Raw genomic sequence first — 18674 nt, 5'->3', positions numbered from 1 at the left:
TGGTGGGCCCGGAGGGACTTGAACCCCCGACCAGACCGTTATGAGCGGTCCGCTCTAACCAACTGAGCTACAGGCCCGACCAGAAAAACGTGCGAAGACATCATGTCGCCGTCACGATCCCGCCGCAATGGCGCAATTGAATCCGGACTGCAAGTCCCATCAAGAGAGGAAACTTCATAATGAGCCGACTTTCCCCCCGCCCCTTCATCGCGCTGGCTGCGTCGACCGCCCTCGTCGCCTGTGGCACGAGCCTCGCCCAGACCGCCCCCACGAGTCCGGCAACAACCTCCACCCACCCCAATTCCATCCAGCCGGAAACCACGCTGCAGGTTTCCGCCACCGGTGAGGTCCAGCGCGCGCCGGACATGGCGACCATCACGCTTGGCGTGCAGACCGAAGCCAAGAGCGCGTCTGAGGCCATGTCCGAGAACGCGCAGAAGATGGACAATGTCTATTCAGCGCTCAGCGAGGCCGGCATCGCCGAACGCGACATGCAGACCTCCAACCTCTCGCTGCAGCCGCGCTATGACTATTCCAACCGCGATGGCGGCCCGCCGGACCTGGTCGGCTACACCGCCAGCAACCAGGTCACCATTACGGTGCGCAATCTCGATACGCTCGGCACCACGATGGACTCCATCGTCTCCCAGGGCGGCAACACCATCTCCGGTCTTTCCTTTGGCCTCGACGATCCATCGGACGCGCGTGACGAAGCGCGCCGCGAAGCAGTGAACAAGGCGATGGAACGCGCCGAACTCTATGCCGACGCCACCGGCTATCGCGTTGCCCGCATCGTGACGATCTCGGAAAGCTCCAGCGACATGGGTGGCCCGGTCCCGATGATGGCGATGCGTGCGGAATCCGACGCCTCGACCAAGGTTTCTGGTGGGGAAGTCGGTTACCAGGTCACTGTGAACGTGACATACGAACTCAGAAAATAGTCGCAGCACCGAGGGTTGAATCCGGGCTGGCGGGCCAATGAGGGCTCGCCAGCCCGTTGCGGCTTCTCTACAGTAAGCTCTCGGAGAGGGATGATCCGGGAGGGGACACATGAAGAGAACCGCTTTGATGGCGGCCTGTATCGGGCTTGCCGCCGCCTGCGCGTCGCAACCTGAACCGGCGCCAGCGCCGCCCGGCGACACACCATCCGAAGACAACAAGTATTCCGACGACTTTCCGCAGTCGGAACCGTCGCCGATCCCGTCGCGTCCGCGCTCTTCGCCTGACTATTATGATCCCAACGACCTGCCGGCCCCTGCTGCCGGGTATGGAAGCTCCGGCTCCAGGGTGACCAAGGATTTCCTGCCCTATATCGACATCGCCATAGACGAGGACGCCGCCAACTCCAACTGGGGCATCCCGCTGGAAGATCTCTACACCCGCATCCGGATCGTGACACTCGATCCGCAGGCGCGGGATATCGCGGGCACCGCTTCGGGGAAGTATACCGAAGCCCCGGCCCAACGGAACTACAAGGATGAAAGCCGCGGCTGGCTCTCGCGGATGATGGGCTCGAAAGAGGTTTCACGCGCCCTGCTCGCGGAATTCGAGATCAAGAAGCCGGATGTCACGGCCACCGAAGCGCTTTTCTCGGCGTCCTTCTCGTCCAACCGTGAACAGGGCGAAAGCTGGTCCACCGACCAGAGCCTCGCGCTCTATGCCACGCCATGGTTCAAGGTGTCCTCGAACACGACGCTCACAGCGAAGCTTCGCATGCAGCTGTCGGACGAGCGCGAGAGTTCGGGTGCGACGGCCAATGTCATGGCCTCCCTCACAAGCGCGGCCAGCCTGATCGCGCCAGCCTCATCGCTGGTGACCTATTTCTCAGCGCCGAGCATGCTGGAAGCCTCGAACTTCCTCGACACTTCGGTCTCCACGCTTTTCGGGCGCTCGATCACCGAACAGACGATCAGTACGCTGGCGCTCAAATCGTGGACGGAGAAGCCGATCCTGGTGGTCTATGCCGCGATGCCGGACCCAAAGGATATCCGCAATACGAAGGACCGCGACATGCTGGGCGGCTGGGCGATCTATCTCGATGCGCCCATCGTGTCGGTGTTTACCAGCGCCACACAGGCTGACGATCAGGGCTATGACGAATGGCCCGATTATCGGGGTACGGTCGGCGCCGACATTCTCGCCTTCAAGGTCGGCGACGAGCTCACAGTGTACGATTACATCTTCTCGCGGCTCGACCTGTTTGACCGTATTTCGAACCTGAATGAGGCGCCCGAGGCCGACCTTGCCCGTCTCATCTGCACGCGCATCGAGCGGGGCCTTTCGGAGATCGGCTTCAACGCCGCCGATTCAGCGGCAGGCGTCTGGGCGGCGGCGACCAGCGACCAGTTCAATTCCGACGCAAGCGCACTGCTCACCGATCCGCGCACCTGTGTGGCGATGACCCGTTGGGCAAACCTCAATGGCGTCGTAACGATGACAGAAGAGACGACATACCCCACCGCGCCGGAGAGCGATCCGGCCGATGAGGGCACTGATGTGTATGAGGAATACTAGGCGAGCCTAGTAGGCTGCGCTCGGCGCCTTCATTTCGTTCTCGTCGTCCAGCAGCACGACCGTCGGGGCATGCTGGCGGGCCTTGTCGGCTTCGATCGAGGCGAAAGCAGCGATGATCACCTTGTCGCCCACCGAGAAATGACGGGCGGCCGCACCGTTCACGCCGATGGTCCGCGACCCACGCGGCGCTTCGATCGCATAGGTCTGGATGCGGGCGCCATTGGTGACGTTCCAGATATCGACACGCTCATTCGGCAGGATGCCGGAAGCGTCCAGCAATTCCCGGTCGATCGAGACCGACCCTTCATAATGAAGGTCGCATTGCGTGACCGATCCGGAATGCAGCTTGGCTTTCAACATGTTGAGCAGCATCGATGACGTCTCCAGTCAGGGTTCAACTCTACGCCTGTTACAGTCTATATGGTCAGCCCTAAGCTCTGCGTAAAGGCATATGACGCACTGCAACACTTGGGCCATAAAGCATAGCTTGCCGCGTACGTGAAGGGCATGATCTGCCACGATACGCACTGCGAGCGCTACCACTCTGCAACGATCTTGCCGAAATGAGCGCCGCTCTGCTGGTGGCGGAACGCATCGCCCAGCGTATCGAGGCCAAAACGCTCATCGATCACCGGCTTGATACCGCCCTTTTCAAGCGCGCGGACAAAATCCTCCTGATCGGACCGCGAGCCGACGATCAGGCCTTCGACGCGGGCCTGCTTCTGCATGAGCAATGCTGTCGGCACATCACCGCTGACGCCTGTGAGGACACCGATCAGGGCGATATGCCCTCCAACGCGGACCGCGCGGATCGACTGGCCGAGTGTGCCCGGACCGCCAACTTCGACGACCTGGTCAGCCCCGCGCCCGCCGGTCAGCTTCATGACGGTGGAGCCCCACTTCTCGTCTTCCTTGTAATTGATCACATGATCGGCGCCGAGCGCCTTCACGCGCTCGAGCTTCTCGTTCGAGGACGACGTCGCGATCACTTCCGCGCCCATCATCTTGGCGATCTGCACCGCGTAAATGGACACCCCACCCGTTCCGAGCGCAAGCACCGTATCGCCGGCCTTGAGTCCACCATCGACAACAAGCGCGCGCCAGGCAGTCAGGCCCGCCGTGGTGATCGTGGCAGCCTCGGCATGGCTCCAGCCGGCCGGGGCGTGCGTGAAGGATGTTTCCGGCGCGATGACGACCTCGCGGGCATAGCCATCGATGCCGTCGCCGGGCGTGCCCGAGAAGTCCGAGACACGCGGCGGCCCGGCCAGCCATTGCGGGAAGAAGGTGGAGACCACATGGTCACCCTCGGAAAAGCCCGTAACGCCTTCGCCGACAGCCTCGACCATGCCGGCCCCGTCCGACATCGGAATCCGGCCATCCTCCGGCTTGCTCTGGCCCGAGGCGACGATCAGGTCATGGAAATTGAGCGAGGTGGCATGCAGGCGCACGCGGATTTCGCCTTTGCCCGGTTTTCCCGGATCGTCCAGATCGGTGAGGGTCAGTTTGTCGAACCCGCCCGGGGCGGCGATCTTCACGGCTTTCATGGCTCGCTCCTTTATTGCTGTCGAAGCAACGAGATGGGCCGCAAAAGGATGCAAACAAGCGCTGGCGCAGGTGAAAACGGATCAGATCCGCCAGGGCGGAAAGCGCCGCATCTCCCCTGCCTGATAGAGGCAGAGCAGATTGCCGGCCGGATCTCTCAGCCGGGCCTCTCGCCATCCCCATCGCTGGTCGGCCGGGGATTGCTCAAAAACGATGCCCTGTCCGGTGAGATCCTCATACGTCTCGTCCAGCCGGTCGCACTCGAAATAGACGAGCGGGTCGTCTCCGCCCGGCCAGTCCTCGACATGGTGCAGCGAGAAGGTCGCCGGCTCGCTCCCGTCCTCACTCTGCGGGCATTCAAAACGGGCATAGCGTGGCGGGCTATCGACGATCTGGACGAGGCCAAGGGTGGTATAGAACGCCACGCTCGCCCCATAATCCGTGCACGGAACGGTGACCTGGTTAAGCCTCATCACGCGCCGCCCATGTGAAGCACGATCTGTCGCTCATGCGGCCGGTCGCGATGCTCGAACAGGTAAAGCCCCTGCCAGGTGCCGAGCATCATCGCTCCATCGCTCACAGGGATACCGAAAGAAGTCTGCGTCAGCGCCGCCTTGATATGGGCCGGCATGTCATCTGGCCCCTCCATATCATGCACGATCCAGCGCATGGACGGATCATCAGAGAGCGGAACAAGACGGCGAAAGAACTCATTGAGGTCACGCTGCACATCCGGGTCGGCATTCTCCTGGATCAGCAGAGAGCAGGAGGTATGGCGGACAAAAACGGTAAGCAGGCCCTCCGAAACACCCGCTTCGGAGACGAAGCGGCGGGCCTGCCGCGTGAACTCATAGAGGCCCGGCCCGGTGGTGGAGACAGTCAGCGTATCGATCATGCGGGCCCATTGATAAGGCGAGACGCGCATCGAGTCAGCCCAGTCCCGGCAAGGATCGCAAACCTGCACCGCCTCAGTCATAGCGGTTCTTTTCGTCAGGATGATCTGAGAGATACTCGACGAACTCGAATTCGATATTGTTGCCGTCGATGAAATAGATGTTTCGGCGGTGCTCTGTCGCGGCACCCGGATTGGTGATCTCGTGTCCCGCCGCCTCCAGCCGGAGGATCAACGCATCCAGGTTCGACACTTCGAAAGCGAGATGGGCCAGCCCCGGCGCATGGCCTTTCAGGTCACGCGGGGCGCCTTCACCATTGTCCGATAGCGCGATGTAGGTCTCGTCATCTCCGAAGTGCAGCCACTCGCGCGGCTTGCCAGACCATGTCCCCTTGCCGCCACCCCGGACGCGCCAGTGCGGGAAAGCGGCCTTCAGGAAAGACAGGGTCGGTTCGATTTCAGAGACGACGAGATTGGCATGTTCGAGGCGTACCATTGCGCCCTCCTTTATAAAAGATTTTCCTTTATTTATTATGGCTTGTTTTTGAAAGCAATCCCTTTTATAAAAAATTCATGACCTCCTCTGCCCCCCCTCCGGCGCTCACTGCAACGCGCAATACGGTTCTCGACCTGCTCAAGCGCGAGGGCCCGCAATCGGCATCGGGGCTCGCTGAGCACCTTGGCGTTACGCCGATGGCTGTGCGGCTGCATCTCTATGAACTTGCCGAGGAAGGCCTCGTGGAGGAGACGGCCAAACCGAAAGGCCGTGGCCGCCCGACCAAGATCTGGTCGCTGACCTCATCCGCCTCGCGTATCTTTCCCGATGCCCATCAGGGGCTGGCGCTCGAGATGATCGGTTCGATCCGGGAGATGTTCGGCGAAGAAGGCCTTGCCCGGGTCATCGACCGCCATAGCGAGACCCAGCTTGCCCTTTACGAAAAGGAGATGGCCGGGCTGGAAAGCGTCAGTGCACGGGTGAAGAAACTCGCTGCGATGCGCACTCGCGAAGGGTACATGGCAGCAGCAGCCGAGGATGGCGATGACTGGCTGCTGATCGAGAACCACTGCCCGATCTGTTCCGCCGCCACCACCTGCCAGCGTCTCTGCGCGAATGAGCTGGACGTGTTCCGCTCAGCGCTTGGCGGAGGCTGCGAAGTCACGCGCGAGGCCCACCTTCTGTCGGGCGCGCGCCGGTGTGTGTACCGGATCAGGTCCGCCTGATTTTTCCAGAAAGCGTTGGACAATTTCTCCTGCCGCGGCAGAAGACACCGGGAGGCGCCACGGGATAAAGCGGCGCCAACAGGTTTGAGGGAGAAGATCACCATGTCCGATACGCCAATCAATGATTTCGACACGCTGCAAGTCCATGCCGGGACGGAGCCGGACCCGGCAACCGGGGCGCGGCAGGTGCCGATCTATCAGACGACGTCCTACGTCTTCCGCGATGCCGAGCACGCCGCCCGCCTCTTCGGCCTGGAAGAAGTCGGCTATATCTATTCCCGTCTCACCAATCCGACCGTCGGTGCGCTGCAGAACCGGATGGCGGCGCTGGAAGGCGGTGCCGGGGCAGTCTGCTGTTCGTCCGGCCACGCCGCACAGATCCTGGCGCTGTTCCCGCTGATGGCGCCCGGCCGCAACGTCGTCGTTTCGACGCGGCTTTATGGCGGCACGATCACCCAGTTCAGCCAGACCTTCAAACGCTTCGGCTGGTCGGCCCGCTTCGTCGACTTCGATGATCTCGATGCGATCAAGGCCGCGATTGATGAGGATACCCGCGCGGTCTTCTGCGAGACGATCGCCAATCCCGGCGGCTACGTCACCGATCTCGACGCGATCGCGCCGATCGCTGCCGAAGCCGGGGTTCCGCTAATCGTCGATAATACCACGGCAACCGCCTATCTCTGCCGCCCGATCGACCACGGAGCGACACTGGTCGTCAGCTCCATGACCAAATACCTGACCGGCAATGGCACCGTCACCGGCGGCGTCATCGTCGACAGTGGCACGTTCGACTGGTCGGCGTCGGACAAGTTCCCGTCGCTGTCACAGCCGGAGCCAGCCTATCACGGCCTCAACTTCCACAAGACGTTCGGCCCGGCCGCCTTCACCTTCCACGGCATCGCCATTGGTCTGCGCGACCTTGGCATGACGCTTAATCCGCAGGCGGCACACTATACGCTGATGGGGATCGAGACGCTGTCGCTTCGGATGGCCAAGCATATCGAGAATGCGCAGAAGGTCGCCGAATGGCTGGAAGGCCATGAGGCTGTGGCCGCCGTCACCTATCCGGGCCTCGACTCCTCTCCCTACAAGGATCGCGCAAAGCGCATCTGCCCGAAAGGCGCTGGCGCCCTGTTCACGATCAAGCTGAAGGGCGGATACGATTCCTGCGTGAAGTTCGTCGAGAGCCTGAAATTGTTCAGCCATGTCGCCAATCTCGGCGACGCCCGGTCGCTGGTCATCCACTCGGCTTCGACGACACATCGTCAGCTGACGGAAGACCAGCAGATTGCCGCCGGGGCTGCGCCGGATGTTGTGCGTCTCTCCATCGGCATCGAAGGCGCCAACGACCTCATCGCCGATCTCGACCAGGCCCTGAAGGCCGCCAGCTAGGCGCCCAAGGACCATGCAAGATACCGCCCGCGGGACAGTGTCCGGCGGGCGGTTTGCTCAACGCTGAGCAGCGGGCTCGATGACGGAGACGGCGACCATCTGACTGTTGAGATTGGCGCTGCCGAAGATGGTCATGAAACTGATATCGGTGGCATCGCGGCCCGAACAGATCCGCACGAGGTTGTCCTCGCGCGACATGCGCGACGGGTCGACAAGCCGCCACGCCCCATCGAGCCAGACCTCGACCACGGCATGGAAGTCAGGCGGCTGCAGGCCCGGCGCATAGGCTGAGACCATACGCGCGGGAATGCCGGCGGCGCGGGCGAAACTGATCAGGACGTGCGCATAATCGCGGCACACACCCTGGCGTTTCAGGAAGCTGTCCGTGGCTGTCGTCTCGGCCGTGCTCGACCCCGGCACATAGGCAAAACTCTCCTGAATCCATTCGACCATGCGCAGCACCTGGTCACCACCGACGAGATGACCGAAGCGCGTCGCGACGAACGTCTCCAGCCGGTCGGATTCACAATAACGGCTCGGGAAGAGATAAGGGATCGCCTCGACCGGCAGCTCCCGGCGCGGCGGCACATACATGCCCGACAGATTGACGGGCTGACGGCTGACATCCACGGTCGCTTCATATTCGAGCGTGATCTCGCCATTCGCTTCCATCCAGCGCATGCGGCCCCGTTCCTGGTCTTTTTCGACCGGAGAGAGCGAGGCCGGCCCGAACACGTCCAGCCGCTCTGCGACGATGGTCTGGTCCGGCAGCGGGAGGGCTTCCACGGCCAGCAGAACGTCAGTGGGAGCGGGAAGAAAATAGGACAGGGTAGCGTCGATTTTCACGCGCATGGGGAGTGTCTTTCCATTTCGAGGAGGCTCGCGGCGGCGCGCCTGTTAACCTCCAACAGAACGCCGCTCAACCCCTTGCAGTTGCACGGGCTGCAGACGCTGGACGAGAAATCTGAACGCCGCAAGCCCTGCCTGCCCCGGAGGAGGCATGACAGCGGCGTGAATCAGGTCAAGCTGGCCAATGAGGGTGCGTATAATCGCGAGGAGGTGGATGGGTCATGATCGCCAGGATCGTATTCAGGATCGTCGGACTGGGAGGCCTCGCCATTGGCCTTTTCGTCATTGGTATCGCACTCAAGGAGCGCGCGCGCTTTGTTGCCGTCGAGAAAGCCTCAGAGCGTGTGATCGGCATTGTCGTGGGGTATGAGGCGCTGGAATACGCCTTTTACGAGGACCGCAACAAGTATCATCCGGTCATCCAGTATGAAACGCTTGAGGGCGAGGTCCGCCGCTTCAAGGCGCAAGTCAAGGCATCACGCTCGGCCTATCCGCGTGGCAAGGCCGTCGATGTGCTTGCTGCCCCCTGCCCGGCCGGCGAGGATTGCGAGGCCGAACTGACGGACGGCATGACGGCGTTCATGCGCAAATGGTTCGGACTTCTGTTAGGAGGGGTGTTCGCCCTCGTCGGCGGCTTTCTCCTCTGGAAGCCGCCAAGCGAGTTCGGCGACGGCCACCAGGGCGGCCCGGTTGGGCCGTAATACCGACTACCGGCCCACGCGCTCGATCAGCGCCATCGCCGCCAACGGGTCACGCGCCTTGGCGCCGGAGATAAAAAAGGCATAGACGTCGCGCGTCTTCGCCCAGGCCTTGAGCTTTCCGGCCCAGCCATCAAGCGCCTTGGGCGCGTAGCCTGCCTTGTAGGTCTCGCGGCTCTCCTGCAGCCGGGCATAGGCAAAGCCCGCCGTCTCCACATCCGGCATCGGCCAGTCCTCTGCATCGGAGAAGACCAGCGCGCAATCATGCTGCGTCAGGAGGTCGGTGAATTCTTCCGTCTTGAACGTCTCGTTCCGCACTTCGATGGCATGGCGCAGCGCCACCCCGTCATGCTCCTTCGGCAGGCGCTCAAGGAAAGCCGAGAAATAGTCGGCATCGAATGTCCGCCCCTTCGGAAACTGCCAGTTGATCGCGCCCAGCCGGTCGCCAAGCTTCGTCACGCCGCCACCGACGAACCAGTCGATCGCCTCCTTCATCTCGTCGGGTGTCTTGCGGGAGGTCGTGAAGCGCTGCGCCTTGACGGTGAACCTGAAGCCGTCCGGCGTCTGAGAGGCCCAATTCTCGAAGACATGCGGCTTCTGATTGCGATAGAAAGTGGAGTTGATCTCGATGGCGGTAAGCTGCTGAGAGGCGTATTCAAGCTGTCGCTTCTTGGCGACGTCCTCGGGATAGAACGTCTCCTCCCACGGCTCATAATTCCAGCCGCCAATACCGATACGGATGGGATGGGTCATGGCCTCGCTCCGGTCTCTCGTGACGACGCTATCGCACATGAATGAGGCGGGCGACCTGAATCTTGCGCCTATGATTGCTCAAGGCCGAGACGCCTGTGCCAGTCGGCGATGCTTTCATCGGGGTAGACATCGAAGGCCTTGTCCTCTTCCCGTATATCCGGCTCGACCCAGGACGCCTTGCTCGCCAGCATGATGTGGGTGCGCTCCGGAGGCGTCGGCAGGTCCGTATCGATGGCGGAGGCATGCGGATGGATGAGATCCCGCCAGCGCTCATCGAAGGCCCAGAGCGCGGTACCGCACTTGCTACAGAACGCCCGTTCGCCGGGGCTCTCCTTGTCGCCCTCATCGTGGAGGATGGCATGGAAGGTCCGTACGGTGTCCTCGCCCTCTACGCTCAGCGTGTCGGCCTTTGCGCCGAGATTGATCGCATAGCCACCCGTGCCGGCCGTCTTGCGGCAGATCGAACAATAGCAAAGCATGTAGGGATAAGGATGCGGCGACTCGACGGTGAGGTTCACCGTCCCGCAGTGACAGGATCCTTCGAGTTTCATGGGGGCGCTCCCTTGTCACGGTGCCTGCGGTCTGAACACGCGCACAAAACAGTTGTTCCCGGAGGCCGCCGCAGCGGTCACATCTGAAAGAGCAATAAAAAAGGCGGCCCGCAGGCCGCCTTTTCGAAACTTAAGTATCCAGGAAACTCCGCAGCTTCCGTGACCGGCTCGGGTGCTTCAGCTTGCGCAGCGCCTTCGCTTCGATCTGGCGGATACGCTCACGCGTCACCGAGAATTGCTGGCCGACTTCTTCCAGCGTGTGGTCGGTGTTCATGCCGATGCCGAAGCGCATGCGCAGGACACGTTCTTCACGCGGGGTGAGCGAGGCGAGCACGCGGGTCGTCGTTTCGCGGAGGTTGGACTGGATCGCGCTGTCGACGGGCAGGAGCGCCATCTTGTCCTCGATGAAGTCGCCGAGGTTTGAGTCCTCGTCGTCGCCAATCGGGGTCTCGAGCGAGATCGGCTCTTTCGCGATCTTCAGCACCTTGCGGATCTTCTCCAGCGGCAGGCCGAGCTTTTCAGCAAGCTCTTCCGGCGTCGGTTCGCGGCCGATCTCATGCAGCATTTGGCGCTGCGAGCGGACGATCTTGTTGATCGTCTCGATCATGTGCACCGGAATACGGATCGTGCGGGCCTGGTCGGCGATGGAGCGCGTGATGGCCTGGCGAATCCACCAGGTCGCATAGGTCGAGAACTTGTAGCCGCGGCGGTATTCGAACTTGTCGACCGCCTTCATCAGGCCGATATTGCCCTCCTGGATGAGATCCAGGAATTGCAGGCCGCGATTGGTGTACTTCTTGGCGATCGAGATCACGAGGCGCAGGTTGGCCTCGACCATTTCCTTCTTGGCGACGCGGGCTTCGCGCTCACCCTTCTGGACGCGCTGGACGATCAGGCGATAGTCGTCGATCGGCACGCCGATCTCTTGCGCGACGGCAGAGATTTCCTCGCGGATTTCGTCGACCTGAGCTTCTTCCCTTTCGAAGAACTTGTCCCACTTCTTGGTCGACTTCGACCTCTCGAGAACGGTCTCCTTCCAGTTCGGATTGAGCTCGTTGCCAAAATAGAAGTCGAGGAATTCCTTACGCGGAACGCCATGCGCATCGGCCAGCCGCATCAGCTTGCCCTCAAGGCCCATCAGCTTCTTGTTGATGGCATAGAGCTGCTCGACCAGCGCCTCGATCCGCGCATTGTTGATGTGCATCGTCTTGAGATTGTCGACGATGGATTGGGCAAGCGTGTCGTATTCCTCGCGCTGCTTGTCGGTCAGGCCCTTGCCCTCAAGACGCTTGTCGACCAGCTTTTCCTGCAGCTTGCGGTACTGGTGGAAGGCGAGCGCCATCTCGTCGAGCTTGCCGAGCACACCGTCGCGGAGTTCCGCTTCCATGGCCGACATGGACATGGCCGCGCCTTCTTCCTCGTCCTCGCGCTCCTCGCGGGCGAGACGCTCTTCGGTGGTCTCGTTCTCGCGTTCCTTGGCTTCGGCTTCCTTCTGCTCTTCGGTCTTCTCTTCCGGCTCCGGCGTCGGATTTTCCGCGCCATAGGTCGTTTCGAGATCGATCAGGTCGCGCAGCAGGATGCGCTCATTCATAAGCTCGTCGCGCCACACCATCATGGCTTCGAAGGTCAGCGGGCTTTCGCACAGGCCGCGGATCATCGCATCGCGGCCAGCCTCGATGCGCTTGGCAATCGCGATCTCGCCTTCGCGCGAGAGCAGTTCGACCGCGCCCATCTCGCGCAGATACATGCGCACCGGATCATCGGTGCGGTCGGCGCCACGGGCATTGCCCTTCTTGGCGACCGCGCCCGTGCCGGTCTTTGTGACGGCCGTTGTCTTGGCGCCGGAAGAGTTGTCGACATCGTCTTCGTTCTCGACGACCTGAATGCCCATTTCGGACAGGGCCGACATGGTGTCTTCAATCTGGTCGGATGTCAGTTCATCGGACGGCAGGACATTGTTGAGCTCGTCATGCGTGACATAGCCCTTGGCCTTGGCCTGCTTGATGAATTTCTTGACGTTGGAATCGTTCAGATCGAGGACCGGACGGTCTTCCGTTTCCACTTCGCCGTCCTCATGTTCACTCTTCTGGGCTTTCGCCATGTAGTTCTCCCGCCTGTCGCCGCAGCCGCTCTCTGCAACAACTTGGTCCTTTATGCCAGTGGATCAATCCCGATCCACCTGCTCTGCTGCCTCGTTGAGACGCGCCGCACGGGCCTTGCGTTCCGACACCTCGTGATGCAGCCGCCGCCAGCTTTCGGGTGACGACGTCACCTCATCACCGGCACCGGCCGAACCGTAAGGTCCGGACTCTTCTCTGGCCACATATTGCTCCAAGGCGATCAGCCATTCCCGTTCCTCTGGGCCATCCGGGGCAATCTCAGGAATTTCGGGATAAGATTCCAGCAAGTCTGCAGCGCGCGTGTTACCTCGAGATACTAAATGGTCACGGATTACGCCCCGGTCAACACCCTTGTCTGCCTCGGCTGAGGAAATCAGCACATCGCGGATCGCGGCGACATCCGGATCGGGGAATGCCGCCATTGTCAGCGTTTCCAGCGCAATGTCGATCAGGTGGGGGCTATCGATGGCGCGCACGAGCAGGCCGAGGCCGCGTGTCTTGGCGGGCGTGCCGGTCTGCGGGGCGCCCTTCGGAGCAGGCTCTCCACGCTGCCCCCGCTGGCCGCCACTGCCGCGCTTCGACTTGCGCTGCTGCCAGAGATGGTCGCGCATGCGGGATTTCAGGTCACGCTCATAGGCGGACTTCACTGCCGGGTTGCGGATCTGGGCGGCCGCCTGCATCAGCCGCGACTCCAGCCCGGCCTGGCGTTCCGGCGTGTCGATGGCTTCGGCGTCACGCTCGCGCCGCCACAGAACCTCGACCAGCGGCAGGGAATGCTCCAGCGCCGAGCGCATGGCCTCAGGGCCAGACTGGCGGATCAGGTCATCCGGATCCATGCCGTCGCCCAGCAGGCAGAAGAAGAGCGACCGGCCCGGCTCCAGGTGTGGCAAGGCCCGCTCGATGGAGCGGTAGGCGGCGCGCAGGCCGGCGGCATCGCCATCGAAGCACAGCACCGGTTCCGGCCCGGCGCGCCAGAGCAGGCCAAGCTGGTCTTCCGTCAGCGCGGTGCCCAGCGGGGCCACGGCATGGCCAAAGCCGGCTTCCGCCAGCGCGATGGCATCCATATAGCCTTCGCAGACGATCAGCCCGCCTTCATCGGTCGAGCCGAACGCCTCGCGTGCATCCTTGTAGCGATAGAGCACGCGGCCCTTGTGGAAGAGCTCGGTATCATTGGAATTGAGATATTTCGGCTTGGCATCCGGCTGCAGCCCCCGGCCCCCGAATGCGATGACCTGGCCGCGCACGTCCGTGATCGGGAAGATCACCCGGCCGCGGAACCGGTCATACGGGTCGCCGCCGCCCTCTTTCTGGACAGCGAGGCCGGCCTCCATGATCTCCTTCATCGTGAAGCCCTTCGACTTCAGATGCTCGATCGTGGTGCGCCAGTCATCGGGCGCATAGCCCAGACGGTGGCGCGCCCAGGCGCCCGCGCTGAGCCCCCGGCCTTCGAGATAGGTCCGCGCCTCGGTGCCTTCGGCCGCACGCAGCCTGTCCTCATAGAACGCACACGCCGCCTCACAGCACTCATAGAGCCGCTTGCGCCGGTCATAGGTTTCCTCGTCCTGAGGCGTCGCCTTGGGGAGTTGCATCCCCGCCTCGTCGGCGAGCTTCTCGACCGCTTCCATGAAAGAGAGCCGCTCGGTCTCCATGATGAAGGCGATGACGTCGCCCCCGATACCGGAGGAGAAATCCTTGAAGATGCGCTTCTGGTCGTTGACGTAGAAGCTCGGGCTTTTCTCATTGGTGAAGGGCGACAGGCCAACCCATTCCTTGCCCTGCTTCTTCAGCTTCACCTTGCGCCCGATCACATCCGAAGGGCGGATGCGCGCCTTCAGTTCTTCGACGAAGCCATCGGGGATGCGGACGGGTGAGGACATAGCCAGCCAGTGTAACGCACAAGACCGCCCGGCGGAACGATCTGATTGCGGTGATGCACAGGCTTGAGCGCAGCCTGTGGACAAAATCAGGCTGGCGCCCCTTCGGTCCTGGGCTGGACCTCGACATAGCCCTCGCGCGGCAGGATCACCCAGACCATCAGCCCGCTCAGCACATCGACGGCCACATGCAGGAAGATGCCCGGCCACAGCGATCCCGAGAGGACGTAGCAGAGCGTCAGCACAATGCTCACCGGCAGGATCCGCACCAGCCCCTGCACACCCTGATAGGCATGCGCCACGATGAACATGGCGAGCGCCGCCACGGCCGCGAGCCAGATTGGCATCCACAGCGCAAACAGGCTGATCAGGAAGGCCCGGAAGACCACTTCCTCGGTGATACCGGCCGTGACAGCAAGAAGCTGGTAGCCCCAGACATCCTTGCGCCGGCGCGGCATGATCTGGTCATAGTCACCGCTCCCGAACACGACGTCCTTCACCTGGGTACGGGTCTCTTCATTGCGCCGGATAGCGATGAGCTGGATGACCTGCTGCCCGGCAAAGGCAATCGCCAGCCCCCAGGCAAGCCCGAGGCGCCAGCCACCGGCCTCCCCCGAACTGAAGCCGAGATCGGCAAGCGTGCGCCCGGACGCCATCCACGCCCAGACGGAGATCGCAGCCAGGCCCCACAGGATGCCAATGCTCGCAAACCACTGGCGCATGGGGCTGGTGGTCCGGCGCTTCAGGCCCTTCGCCCGGCGCCAGACGTCCATGGCAATCATGACAAGCCAGATGACCGCGACGGCGGCAAAGCCGAGAAGGAGTTCAGCCTCCTTCATGATCCCCTCAAACATCGTTCATTCCTTCTGTTCCTGCTCCATCAGGGCGCGCGCGGCGATCAGGTTCCGGGGGCCTGCATTCCAGCCTGCAGACCATCTTACCTGAATTGACTTCCGTGTGACGCACCCATAATGTGAATGTGAATTCACTTTCGCATACTACGGAGAACGTGACGTGTCAAAGCCCCGTGCCAGACCAGCGGCCCAGACCCGGTCAAAACAGACATGCGAGAAACTGATGGCAGCACTCGAACGCCTGCTGCGCGAGAAGGACTTCGACACGATCGGTGTGGCCGAGCTCGCCCAGGAAGCCGGCGTCGCGGTCGGAACGGTCTATCGCCGCTTCGAGAACAAGCAGGCCCTCGTGCCGTTGCTCTTCGATCTCTGGCGCGACCGCAGCCGCGAACAGCTGTCGCATGCCGCGATCACCGAAGACGACATTGCCCAGAGCGACCTGCGTTCTCTCCTGCGCCGCCAGATCCGCGCCGCGCACGCCTTTATCTGCGAACAGGCCCACATCCTGCGGGCGGTTCACCTGCAGGGGCGGCTGAGACCGGATCTCATCGGCGAAGACTGGAAAGACCTCTGGGACGAGGCCCGCGCCGGAAACCGCGCCTTTCTCGACCTCGTGAAAGACCGCATCGCGCGTGACGATCTCGACCGCGCCGCCGACACGATGATCTACCTCGCCAACACCGCGCTCGTCGAAAAGGCCCTCTACGGCAAGGATGGCGCCGGCCATGTCATGCGCCTCGAGGGCCAGGCCTTCGCCGACGAAATGGCCGATGTGATCTATGCCTACCTCACCCTGCCTGAGGTCAGCTCTGACACCGCCGCCCCATAAAAGCTCGCCACGTTTTTATGGTTAATAAAAGGCTAATTTCTGCTATGGGTTGAGCGTCTGACATCTAGAGAGGGAGAGATCGGGTGGGTCATCTGAGAAAAGAATTATTCTTGGAGCTGGCGAATTTTGAAGCCAGCAAAGAGCTATCAGACGAACAGAAGGAGGTTGTTTGCAAAAAGCGTGAACAACTTTTCAAACTTCTCATGTTGAGAGCAGCGAATTTCGTTGAAAAGACTTCACAGGCACGACCCGTCAACGATCAGCACGTGAAAGGGATGGAACCAAAGGACCGATTGGCAGAGGTGACACTAAAGCTGAGTTTGGGAAACATTCAGTTTCATGGGAGTGATGATGACGAAAGTGGCGGTTCGGCCAACACTTCTAACCTGGATGTGCCAGCCGCGGTTGACCCCGTCTTCTTTGATGATGAAACAAACATGAATTTGATCGCGGAGCTAAGCACCAACTGGCCCTGCATCTGAGCGCCACGCCGCTAGTCCAGCGCGCTGACCTCGATCAGGTCTGACGGACAGCCCAACCCCTTGATGGTCTCGACGGTCGAGGGGCTGACGCGCATGTCGTCGCCATAGAGCAGGCCGGCGCGGGCCACCGTTTCGCAGGCCGCCTCGCCCTGCCCCGCGGCAGACTGGGTCTCTGCAATGCCGAGCAGGCTGAAGAACTCTCCCACCGGCGAATCCATGTCACGCGACAGCTCCAGCGACCTCAGATATCCGGCCCTTGCCACGTCGGCATGGCCGAGCTTCAGGTCGATCGACGCGAGCTGCCGGTATCCGGTCGCCAGTGAGTGCGGCCGCCCGGTCGCCTCTTCAAGCGCCACATAAGCCTCGAAGAAAGGCCGGGCCGCATCCAGCCGGTCTTCCAGCAATGCCATATTGCCCATCGTCGAGAGGGCGACACCAAAGTCCCGGTCAAAACCGCGCTGCCTCTGCCACGGCATCAGTTCTTCCAGCATCTCGCGCGCTGTCTCATGCTCGCCGCGAATGGCGAAGCTGAGAGCGGCATTGGTACGTGCCTGCGATTCCAGCCGGTCGAGACCGGCGGCTTCAGCCCTCTCCGCCGCGTCCAGCAGGATCTCGCTAGCCTCGGCCAGCTTATCCTCATAGACCCGGATCGTCCCATCCTGGATGTCGAGAAAGATGCTATCTTCCGCCCGGCCCGGCGACAGTGTGCGGGCCCGCTCAAGGTAGCGGCGGGCAGCCCCGATATCGTGGGTAAACCGCGCCAGCCGGATCAGCCTCAGATGGGCATAATAGTCTGACGGCGCCACATCGATCAGGGCCTCATAGGCTTCGCGCGCGACCGGCATGTCGGCATCGGCAGCAAAGGCGCCGATCTGGTGCAGCATGACGCGTTTTTCGTCCGGCCCGAGCGCATCTTCATTGTCGTCATAATAGGCCTGCAGCGCCTTGATGGCCGCGTCGAGATTCCCCTCTTCCAGCAGCTTCAGAATGGCCTTGTCGATATCCTGTTCCGACTGAGCCAACCGCGAGATAATGGCGCGCAGCATGCGCATGTCGACCGGCAGGGCATCGGGGCTCGCAATTGTGTCAACGGCGGCCTCGATGCGCAGGGTACGGGCTGGTCCGGGGAGGGCGCGCAACTCCTCGACGCGGGCCTCGACCAGGCTTCGGCTGGCGGCCTTCGGATAGCTGCGCAGGAAAGCGTCGAGCAGGTCGGCGCTGTTGCTCTTCATGGCAAGTTGCAAAGCCACCGTTTCGGCCGATACGGTGCTCACCGTCTCATCACAGCCGGCAAAGCAGAAGTCGGTTTCACCGCGAAGACCGGATTCGGTCCAGGGCTGCTGGGTGTATTTCGTGTCCCGTTCGACGCGTGTCGCAACCCGGCGGAACATGGTTTCGGCGGCCAGGCCCGGCTGGACGAGATAGGTGGCCAGCGCCGCGCTATAAGGGCTATTGGCACCGAGCCCGTCAGACGCCGTCTTGCCCGGCGCGGTCGCATAGGCGATCAGCGTGCCGCGCACCCGTTCCGGCGCCGCCAGACCGCCCCCACCAGAGCGCACACTCATCGGCATCGGATTGTCGCGGCAGGCATCGAGGACGATGAAATTCGCCTGATTGCCGGCAATGGACAGCAGCTCCACCAGCTGGCCGAGCCGCGGGGCCTGCGCCCAGACATCGGCTTCCGATCGCGGCGCGGCATCCACCGGGATGAGATAGTTGAGCCCCTCGGACTGGATGGCATGTCCGGCATAATAGAAGAAGCCGACACTCTCCTGACCGGCATCCTTGAGCTTCTGGCCATGCCGGATGAAGGCAGCCTCAAGATCACTTTCGCCAAGATCGGTCAGCACCTCGGTTTCGAAGCCGACAGCCTCAAGGGCAGCCGCCACGAGGCGTGCATCGCTTGCAGGGTTCGGGAGGTCCCAGCCACGCTGGGTATAGTCCGAATTACCGATAATGGTCGCAATCCGTTGCGCTGTGGCTGGCGTGACAAGCCCCAGACACCAGATCAGACACAAGATGAAAGCTACCCGCATGCCGGATTCCCCTCATGAGGGCATCATAGCACGCTATTCACAATTTATTAACCATGTAGCGTTGACA

Annotated in this window: 19 protein-coding genes and 1 tRNA gene; 7 read left to right on the top strand and 13 right to left on the bottom strand. The window is 62.1% G+C overall.

Features of this window, described 5'->3' with window-relative positions; translation table 11 throughout:
* Positions 1–77 (bottom strand) — tRNA-Ile (locus tag Q1K29_RS13385).
* Between the two features lie 102 nt (positions 78–179).
* Here Q1K29_RS13385 and Q1K29_RS13380 point away from each other — a divergent pair.
* A complete protein-coding gene (locus Q1K29_RS13380) occupies positions 180–941 on the top strand; it encodes an SIMPL domain-containing protein (protein WP_300395592.1) in 762 nt (253 codons plus the stop codon).
* 109 nt (positions 942–1050) lie between these two features.
* Complete coding sequence (locus Q1K29_RS13375; protein ID WP_300395591.1) at positions 1051–2514, top strand: hypothetical protein; 1464 nt, start codon at positions 1051–1053, stop codon at positions 2512–2514.
* A gap of 6 nt (positions 2515–2520) precedes the next feature.
* On the opposite strand, the gene panD is transcribed toward Q1K29_RS13375, so the two are convergent.
* The 5 genes from panD to Q1K29_RS13350 all read right to left on the bottom strand — a co-directional run bounded on the left by panD (position 2521) and on the right by Q1K29_RS13350 (position 5444).
* Entirely contained in the window at positions 2521–2886 is a 366-nt protein-coding gene (gene panD / locus Q1K29_RS13370; RefSeq protein WP_300395590.1) for an aspartate 1-decarboxylase, read from the bottom strand.
* A 164-nt stretch (positions 2887–3050) separates the two neighbouring features.
* On the bottom strand, positions 3051–4058 hold the full coding sequence (locus Q1K29_RS13365; RefSeq protein ID WP_300395589.1) for an NAD(P)-dependent alcohol dehydrogenase: 1008 nt from the start codon (positions 4056–4058) through the stop codon (positions 3051–3053).
* A gap of 81 nt (positions 4059–4139) precedes the next feature.
* Positions 4140–4529, bottom strand: coding sequence for a VOC family protein (locus Q1K29_RS13360; RefSeq protein ID WP_300395588.1), 390 nt, complete (start codon positions 4527–4529; stop codon positions 4140–4142).
* Positions 4529–4951, bottom strand: a complete 423-nt coding sequence (locus tag Q1K29_RS13355; protein WP_366524218.1) for a secondary thiamine-phosphate synthase enzyme YjbQ — start codon at positions 4949–4951, stop codon at positions 4529–4531. Before Q1K29_RS13355 ends, Q1K29_RS13360 begins: the two co-directional genes overlap by 1 nt.
* A 73-nt stretch (positions 4952–5024) precedes the next feature.
* Complete coding sequence (locus tag Q1K29_RS13350; RefSeq protein ID WP_300395585.1) at positions 5025–5444, bottom strand: VOC family protein; 420 nt, start codon at positions 5442–5444, stop codon at positions 5025–5027.
* A 77-nt stretch (positions 5445–5521) separates the two neighbouring features.
* On the opposite strand from Q1K29_RS13350, the gene Q1K29_RS13345 reads away from it, so the two are divergent.
* Together Q1K29_RS13345 and Q1K29_RS13340 are read left to right on the top strand one after the other, a co-directional pair.
* A complete protein-coding gene (locus Q1K29_RS13345) occupies positions 5522–6169 on the top strand; it encodes a metalloregulator ArsR/SmtB family transcription factor (protein WP_300395584.1) in 648 nt (215 codons plus the stop codon).
* 102 nt (positions 6170–6271) lie between these two features.
* Positions 6272–7561: an O-acetylhomoserine aminocarboxypropyltransferase/cysteine synthase family protein gene (locus Q1K29_RS13340; RefSeq protein ID WP_300395583.1), complete on the top strand. Its 1290-nt coding sequence runs from the start codon at positions 6272–6274 to the stop codon at positions 7559–7561.
* Positions 7562–7618: 57 nt separating this feature from the next.
* Here the strand turns inward: Q1K29_RS13340 and Q1K29_RS13335 are convergent, their stop codons facing one another.
* A complete protein-coding gene (locus tag Q1K29_RS13335) occupies positions 7619–8413 on the bottom strand; it encodes a transglutaminase family protein (protein WP_300395582.1) in 795 nt (264 codons plus the stop codon).
* Between the two features lie 218 nt (positions 8414–8631).
* Here Q1K29_RS13335 and Q1K29_RS13330 point away from each other — a divergent pair, with 218 nt between their 5' ends.
* Entirely contained in the window at positions 8632–9111 is a 480-nt protein-coding gene (locus Q1K29_RS13330; RefSeq protein WP_300395581.1) for a DUF3592 domain-containing protein, read from the top strand.
* A 6-nt stretch (positions 9112–9117) separates the two neighbouring features.
* Here the strand turns inward: Q1K29_RS13330 and Q1K29_RS13325 are convergent, their stop codons facing one another.
* From Q1K29_RS13325 to Q1K29_RS13305, 5 genes are all read right to left on the bottom strand, one after another.
* Positions 9118–9861: a DUF72 domain-containing protein gene (locus Q1K29_RS13325; RefSeq protein ID WP_300395580.1), complete on the bottom strand. Its 744-nt coding sequence runs from the start codon at positions 9859–9861 to the stop codon at positions 9118–9120.
* A gap of 68 nt (positions 9862–9929) precedes the next feature.
* Complete coding sequence (locus Q1K29_RS13320) at positions 9930–10412, bottom strand: GFA family protein (protein ID WP_300395579.1); 483 nt, start codon at positions 10410–10412, stop codon at positions 9930–9932.
* A gap of 130 nt (positions 10413–10542) precedes the next feature.
* Positions 10543–12513 carry an RNA polymerase sigma factor RpoD gene (gene rpoD / locus Q1K29_RS13315; protein ID WP_300395577.1) on the bottom strand — a complete coding sequence of 657 codons (1971 nt, stop codon included), beginning with the start codon at positions 12511–12513 and terminating at the stop codon, positions 10543–10545.
* A gap of 63 nt (positions 12514–12576) precedes the next feature.
* Positions 12577–14409 carry a DNA primase gene (dnaG, locus tag Q1K29_RS13310; RefSeq protein ID WP_300395576.1) on the bottom strand — a complete coding sequence of 611 codons (1833 nt, stop codon included), beginning with the start codon at positions 14407–14409 and terminating at the stop codon, positions 12577–12579.
* An 86-nt stretch (positions 14410–14495) separates the two neighbouring features.
* Complete coding sequence (locus tag Q1K29_RS13305) at positions 14496–15260, bottom strand: CPBP family intramembrane glutamic endopeptidase (protein ID WP_300395575.1); 765 nt, start codon at positions 15258–15260, stop codon at positions 14496–14498.
* A gap of 223 nt (positions 15261–15483) precedes the next feature.
* Between Q1K29_RS13305 and Q1K29_RS13300 the strand changes: the two genes are divergently transcribed.
* Together Q1K29_RS13300 and Q1K29_RS13295 are read left to right on the top strand one after the other, a co-directional pair.
* Complete coding sequence (locus Q1K29_RS13300) at positions 15484–16089, top strand: TetR/AcrR family transcriptional regulator (protein WP_300395574.1); 606 nt, start codon at positions 15484–15486, stop codon at positions 16087–16089.
* An 83-nt stretch (positions 16090–16172) separates the two neighbouring features.
* Positions 16173–16571: a hypothetical protein gene (locus Q1K29_RS13295; RefSeq protein WP_300395572.1), complete on the top strand. Its 399-nt coding sequence runs from the start codon at positions 16173–16175 to the stop codon at positions 16569–16571.
* An 11-nt stretch (positions 16572–16582) separates the two neighbouring features.
* On the opposite strand, the gene Q1K29_RS13290 is transcribed toward Q1K29_RS13295, so the two are convergent.
* Entirely contained in the window at positions 16583–18607 is a 2025-nt protein-coding gene (locus Q1K29_RS13290) for a caspase family protein (RefSeq protein WP_300395571.1), read from the bottom strand.
* Positions 18608–18674: the final 67 nt, after the last annotated feature.

The sequence above is a fragment of the Henriciella sp. genome, assembly GCF_029937755.1.
Classification (GTDB): domain Bacteria; phylum Pseudomonadota; class Alphaproteobacteria; order Caulobacterales; family Hyphomonadaceae; genus Henriciella.
The sequence above is the reverse complement of the archived record's forward strand: the minus strand, read 5'-3'. Positions and strand labels throughout refer to the sequence as shown.

What these genes read in the sequence shown, in the direction of transcription:
- Q1K29_RS13380 (WP_300395592.1), top strand. Translation starts at nt 180, where the DNA reads ATGAGCCGACTTTCCCCCCGCCCCTTCATCGCGCTGGCTGCGTCGACC.
- Q1K29_RS13320 (WP_300395579.1), bottom strand. Translation starts at nt 10,412, where the DNA reads ATGAAACTCGAAGGATCCTGTCACTGCGGGACGGTGAACCTCACCGTC.
- Q1K29_RS13360 (WP_300395588.1), bottom strand. Translation starts at nt 4,529, where the DNA reads ATGAGGCTTAACCAGGTCACCGTTCCGTGCACGGATTATGGGGCGAGC.
- Q1K29_RS13335 (WP_300395582.1), bottom strand. Translation starts at nt 8,413, where the DNA reads ATGCGCGTGAAAATCGACGCTACCCTGTCCTATTTTCTTCCCGCTCCC.
- Q1K29_RS13365 (WP_300395589.1), bottom strand. Translation starts at nt 4,058, where the DNA reads ATGAAAGCCGTGAAGATCGCCGCCCCGGGCGGGTTCGACAAACTGACC.
- Q1K29_RS13305 (WP_300395575.1), bottom strand. Translation starts at nt 15,260, where the DNA reads ATGTTTGAGGGGATCATGAAGGAGGCTGAACTCCTTCTCGGCTTTGCC.
- Q1K29_RS13355 (WP_366524218.1), bottom strand. Translation starts at nt 4,951, where the DNA reads ATGATCGATACGCTGACTGTCTCCACCACCGGGCCGGGCCTCTATGAG.
- Q1K29_RS13330 (WP_300395581.1), top strand. Translation starts at nt 8,632, where the DNA reads ATGATCGCCAGGATCGTATTCAGGATCGTCGGACTGGGAGGCCTCGCC.
- Q1K29_RS13325 (WP_300395580.1), bottom strand. Translation starts at nt 9,861, where the DNA reads ATGACCCATCCCATCCGTATCGGTATTGGCGGCTGGAATTATGAGCCG.
- Q1K29_RS13300 (WP_300395574.1), top strand. Translation starts at nt 15,484, where the DNA reads ATGGCAGCACTCGAACGCCTGCTGCGCGAGAAGGACTTCGACACGATC.
- dnaG (WP_300395576.1), bottom strand. Translation starts at nt 14,409, where the DNA reads ATGTCCTCACCCGTCCGCATCCCCGATGGCTTCGTCGAAGAACTGAAG.
- panD (WP_300395590.1), bottom strand. Translation starts at nt 2,886, where the DNA reads ATGCTGCTCAACATGTTGAAAGCCAAGCTGCATTCCGGATCGGTCACG.
- Q1K29_RS13345 (WP_300395584.1), top strand. Translation starts at nt 5,522, where the DNA reads ATGACCTCCTCTGCCCCCCCTCCGGCGCTCACTGCAACGCGCAATACG.
- Q1K29_RS13375 (WP_300395591.1), top strand. Translation starts at nt 1,051, where the DNA reads ATGAAGAGAACCGCTTTGATGGCGGCCTGTATCGGGCTTGCCGCCGCC.
- Q1K29_RS13350 (WP_300395585.1), bottom strand. Translation starts at nt 5,444, where the DNA reads ATGGTACGCCTCGAACATGCCAATCTCGTCGTCTCTGAAATCGAACCG.
- Q1K29_RS13340 (WP_300395583.1), top strand. Translation starts at nt 6,272, where the DNA reads ATGTCCGATACGCCAATCAATGATTTCGACACGCTGCAAGTCCATGCC.
- rpoD (WP_300395577.1), bottom strand. Translation starts at nt 12,513, where the DNA reads ATGGCGAAAGCCCAGAAGAGTGAACATGAGGACGGCGAAGTGGAAACG.
- Q1K29_RS13290 (WP_300395571.1), bottom strand. Translation starts at nt 18,607, where the DNA reads ATGCGGGTAGCTTTCATCTTGTGTCTGATCTGGTGTCTGGGGCTTGTC.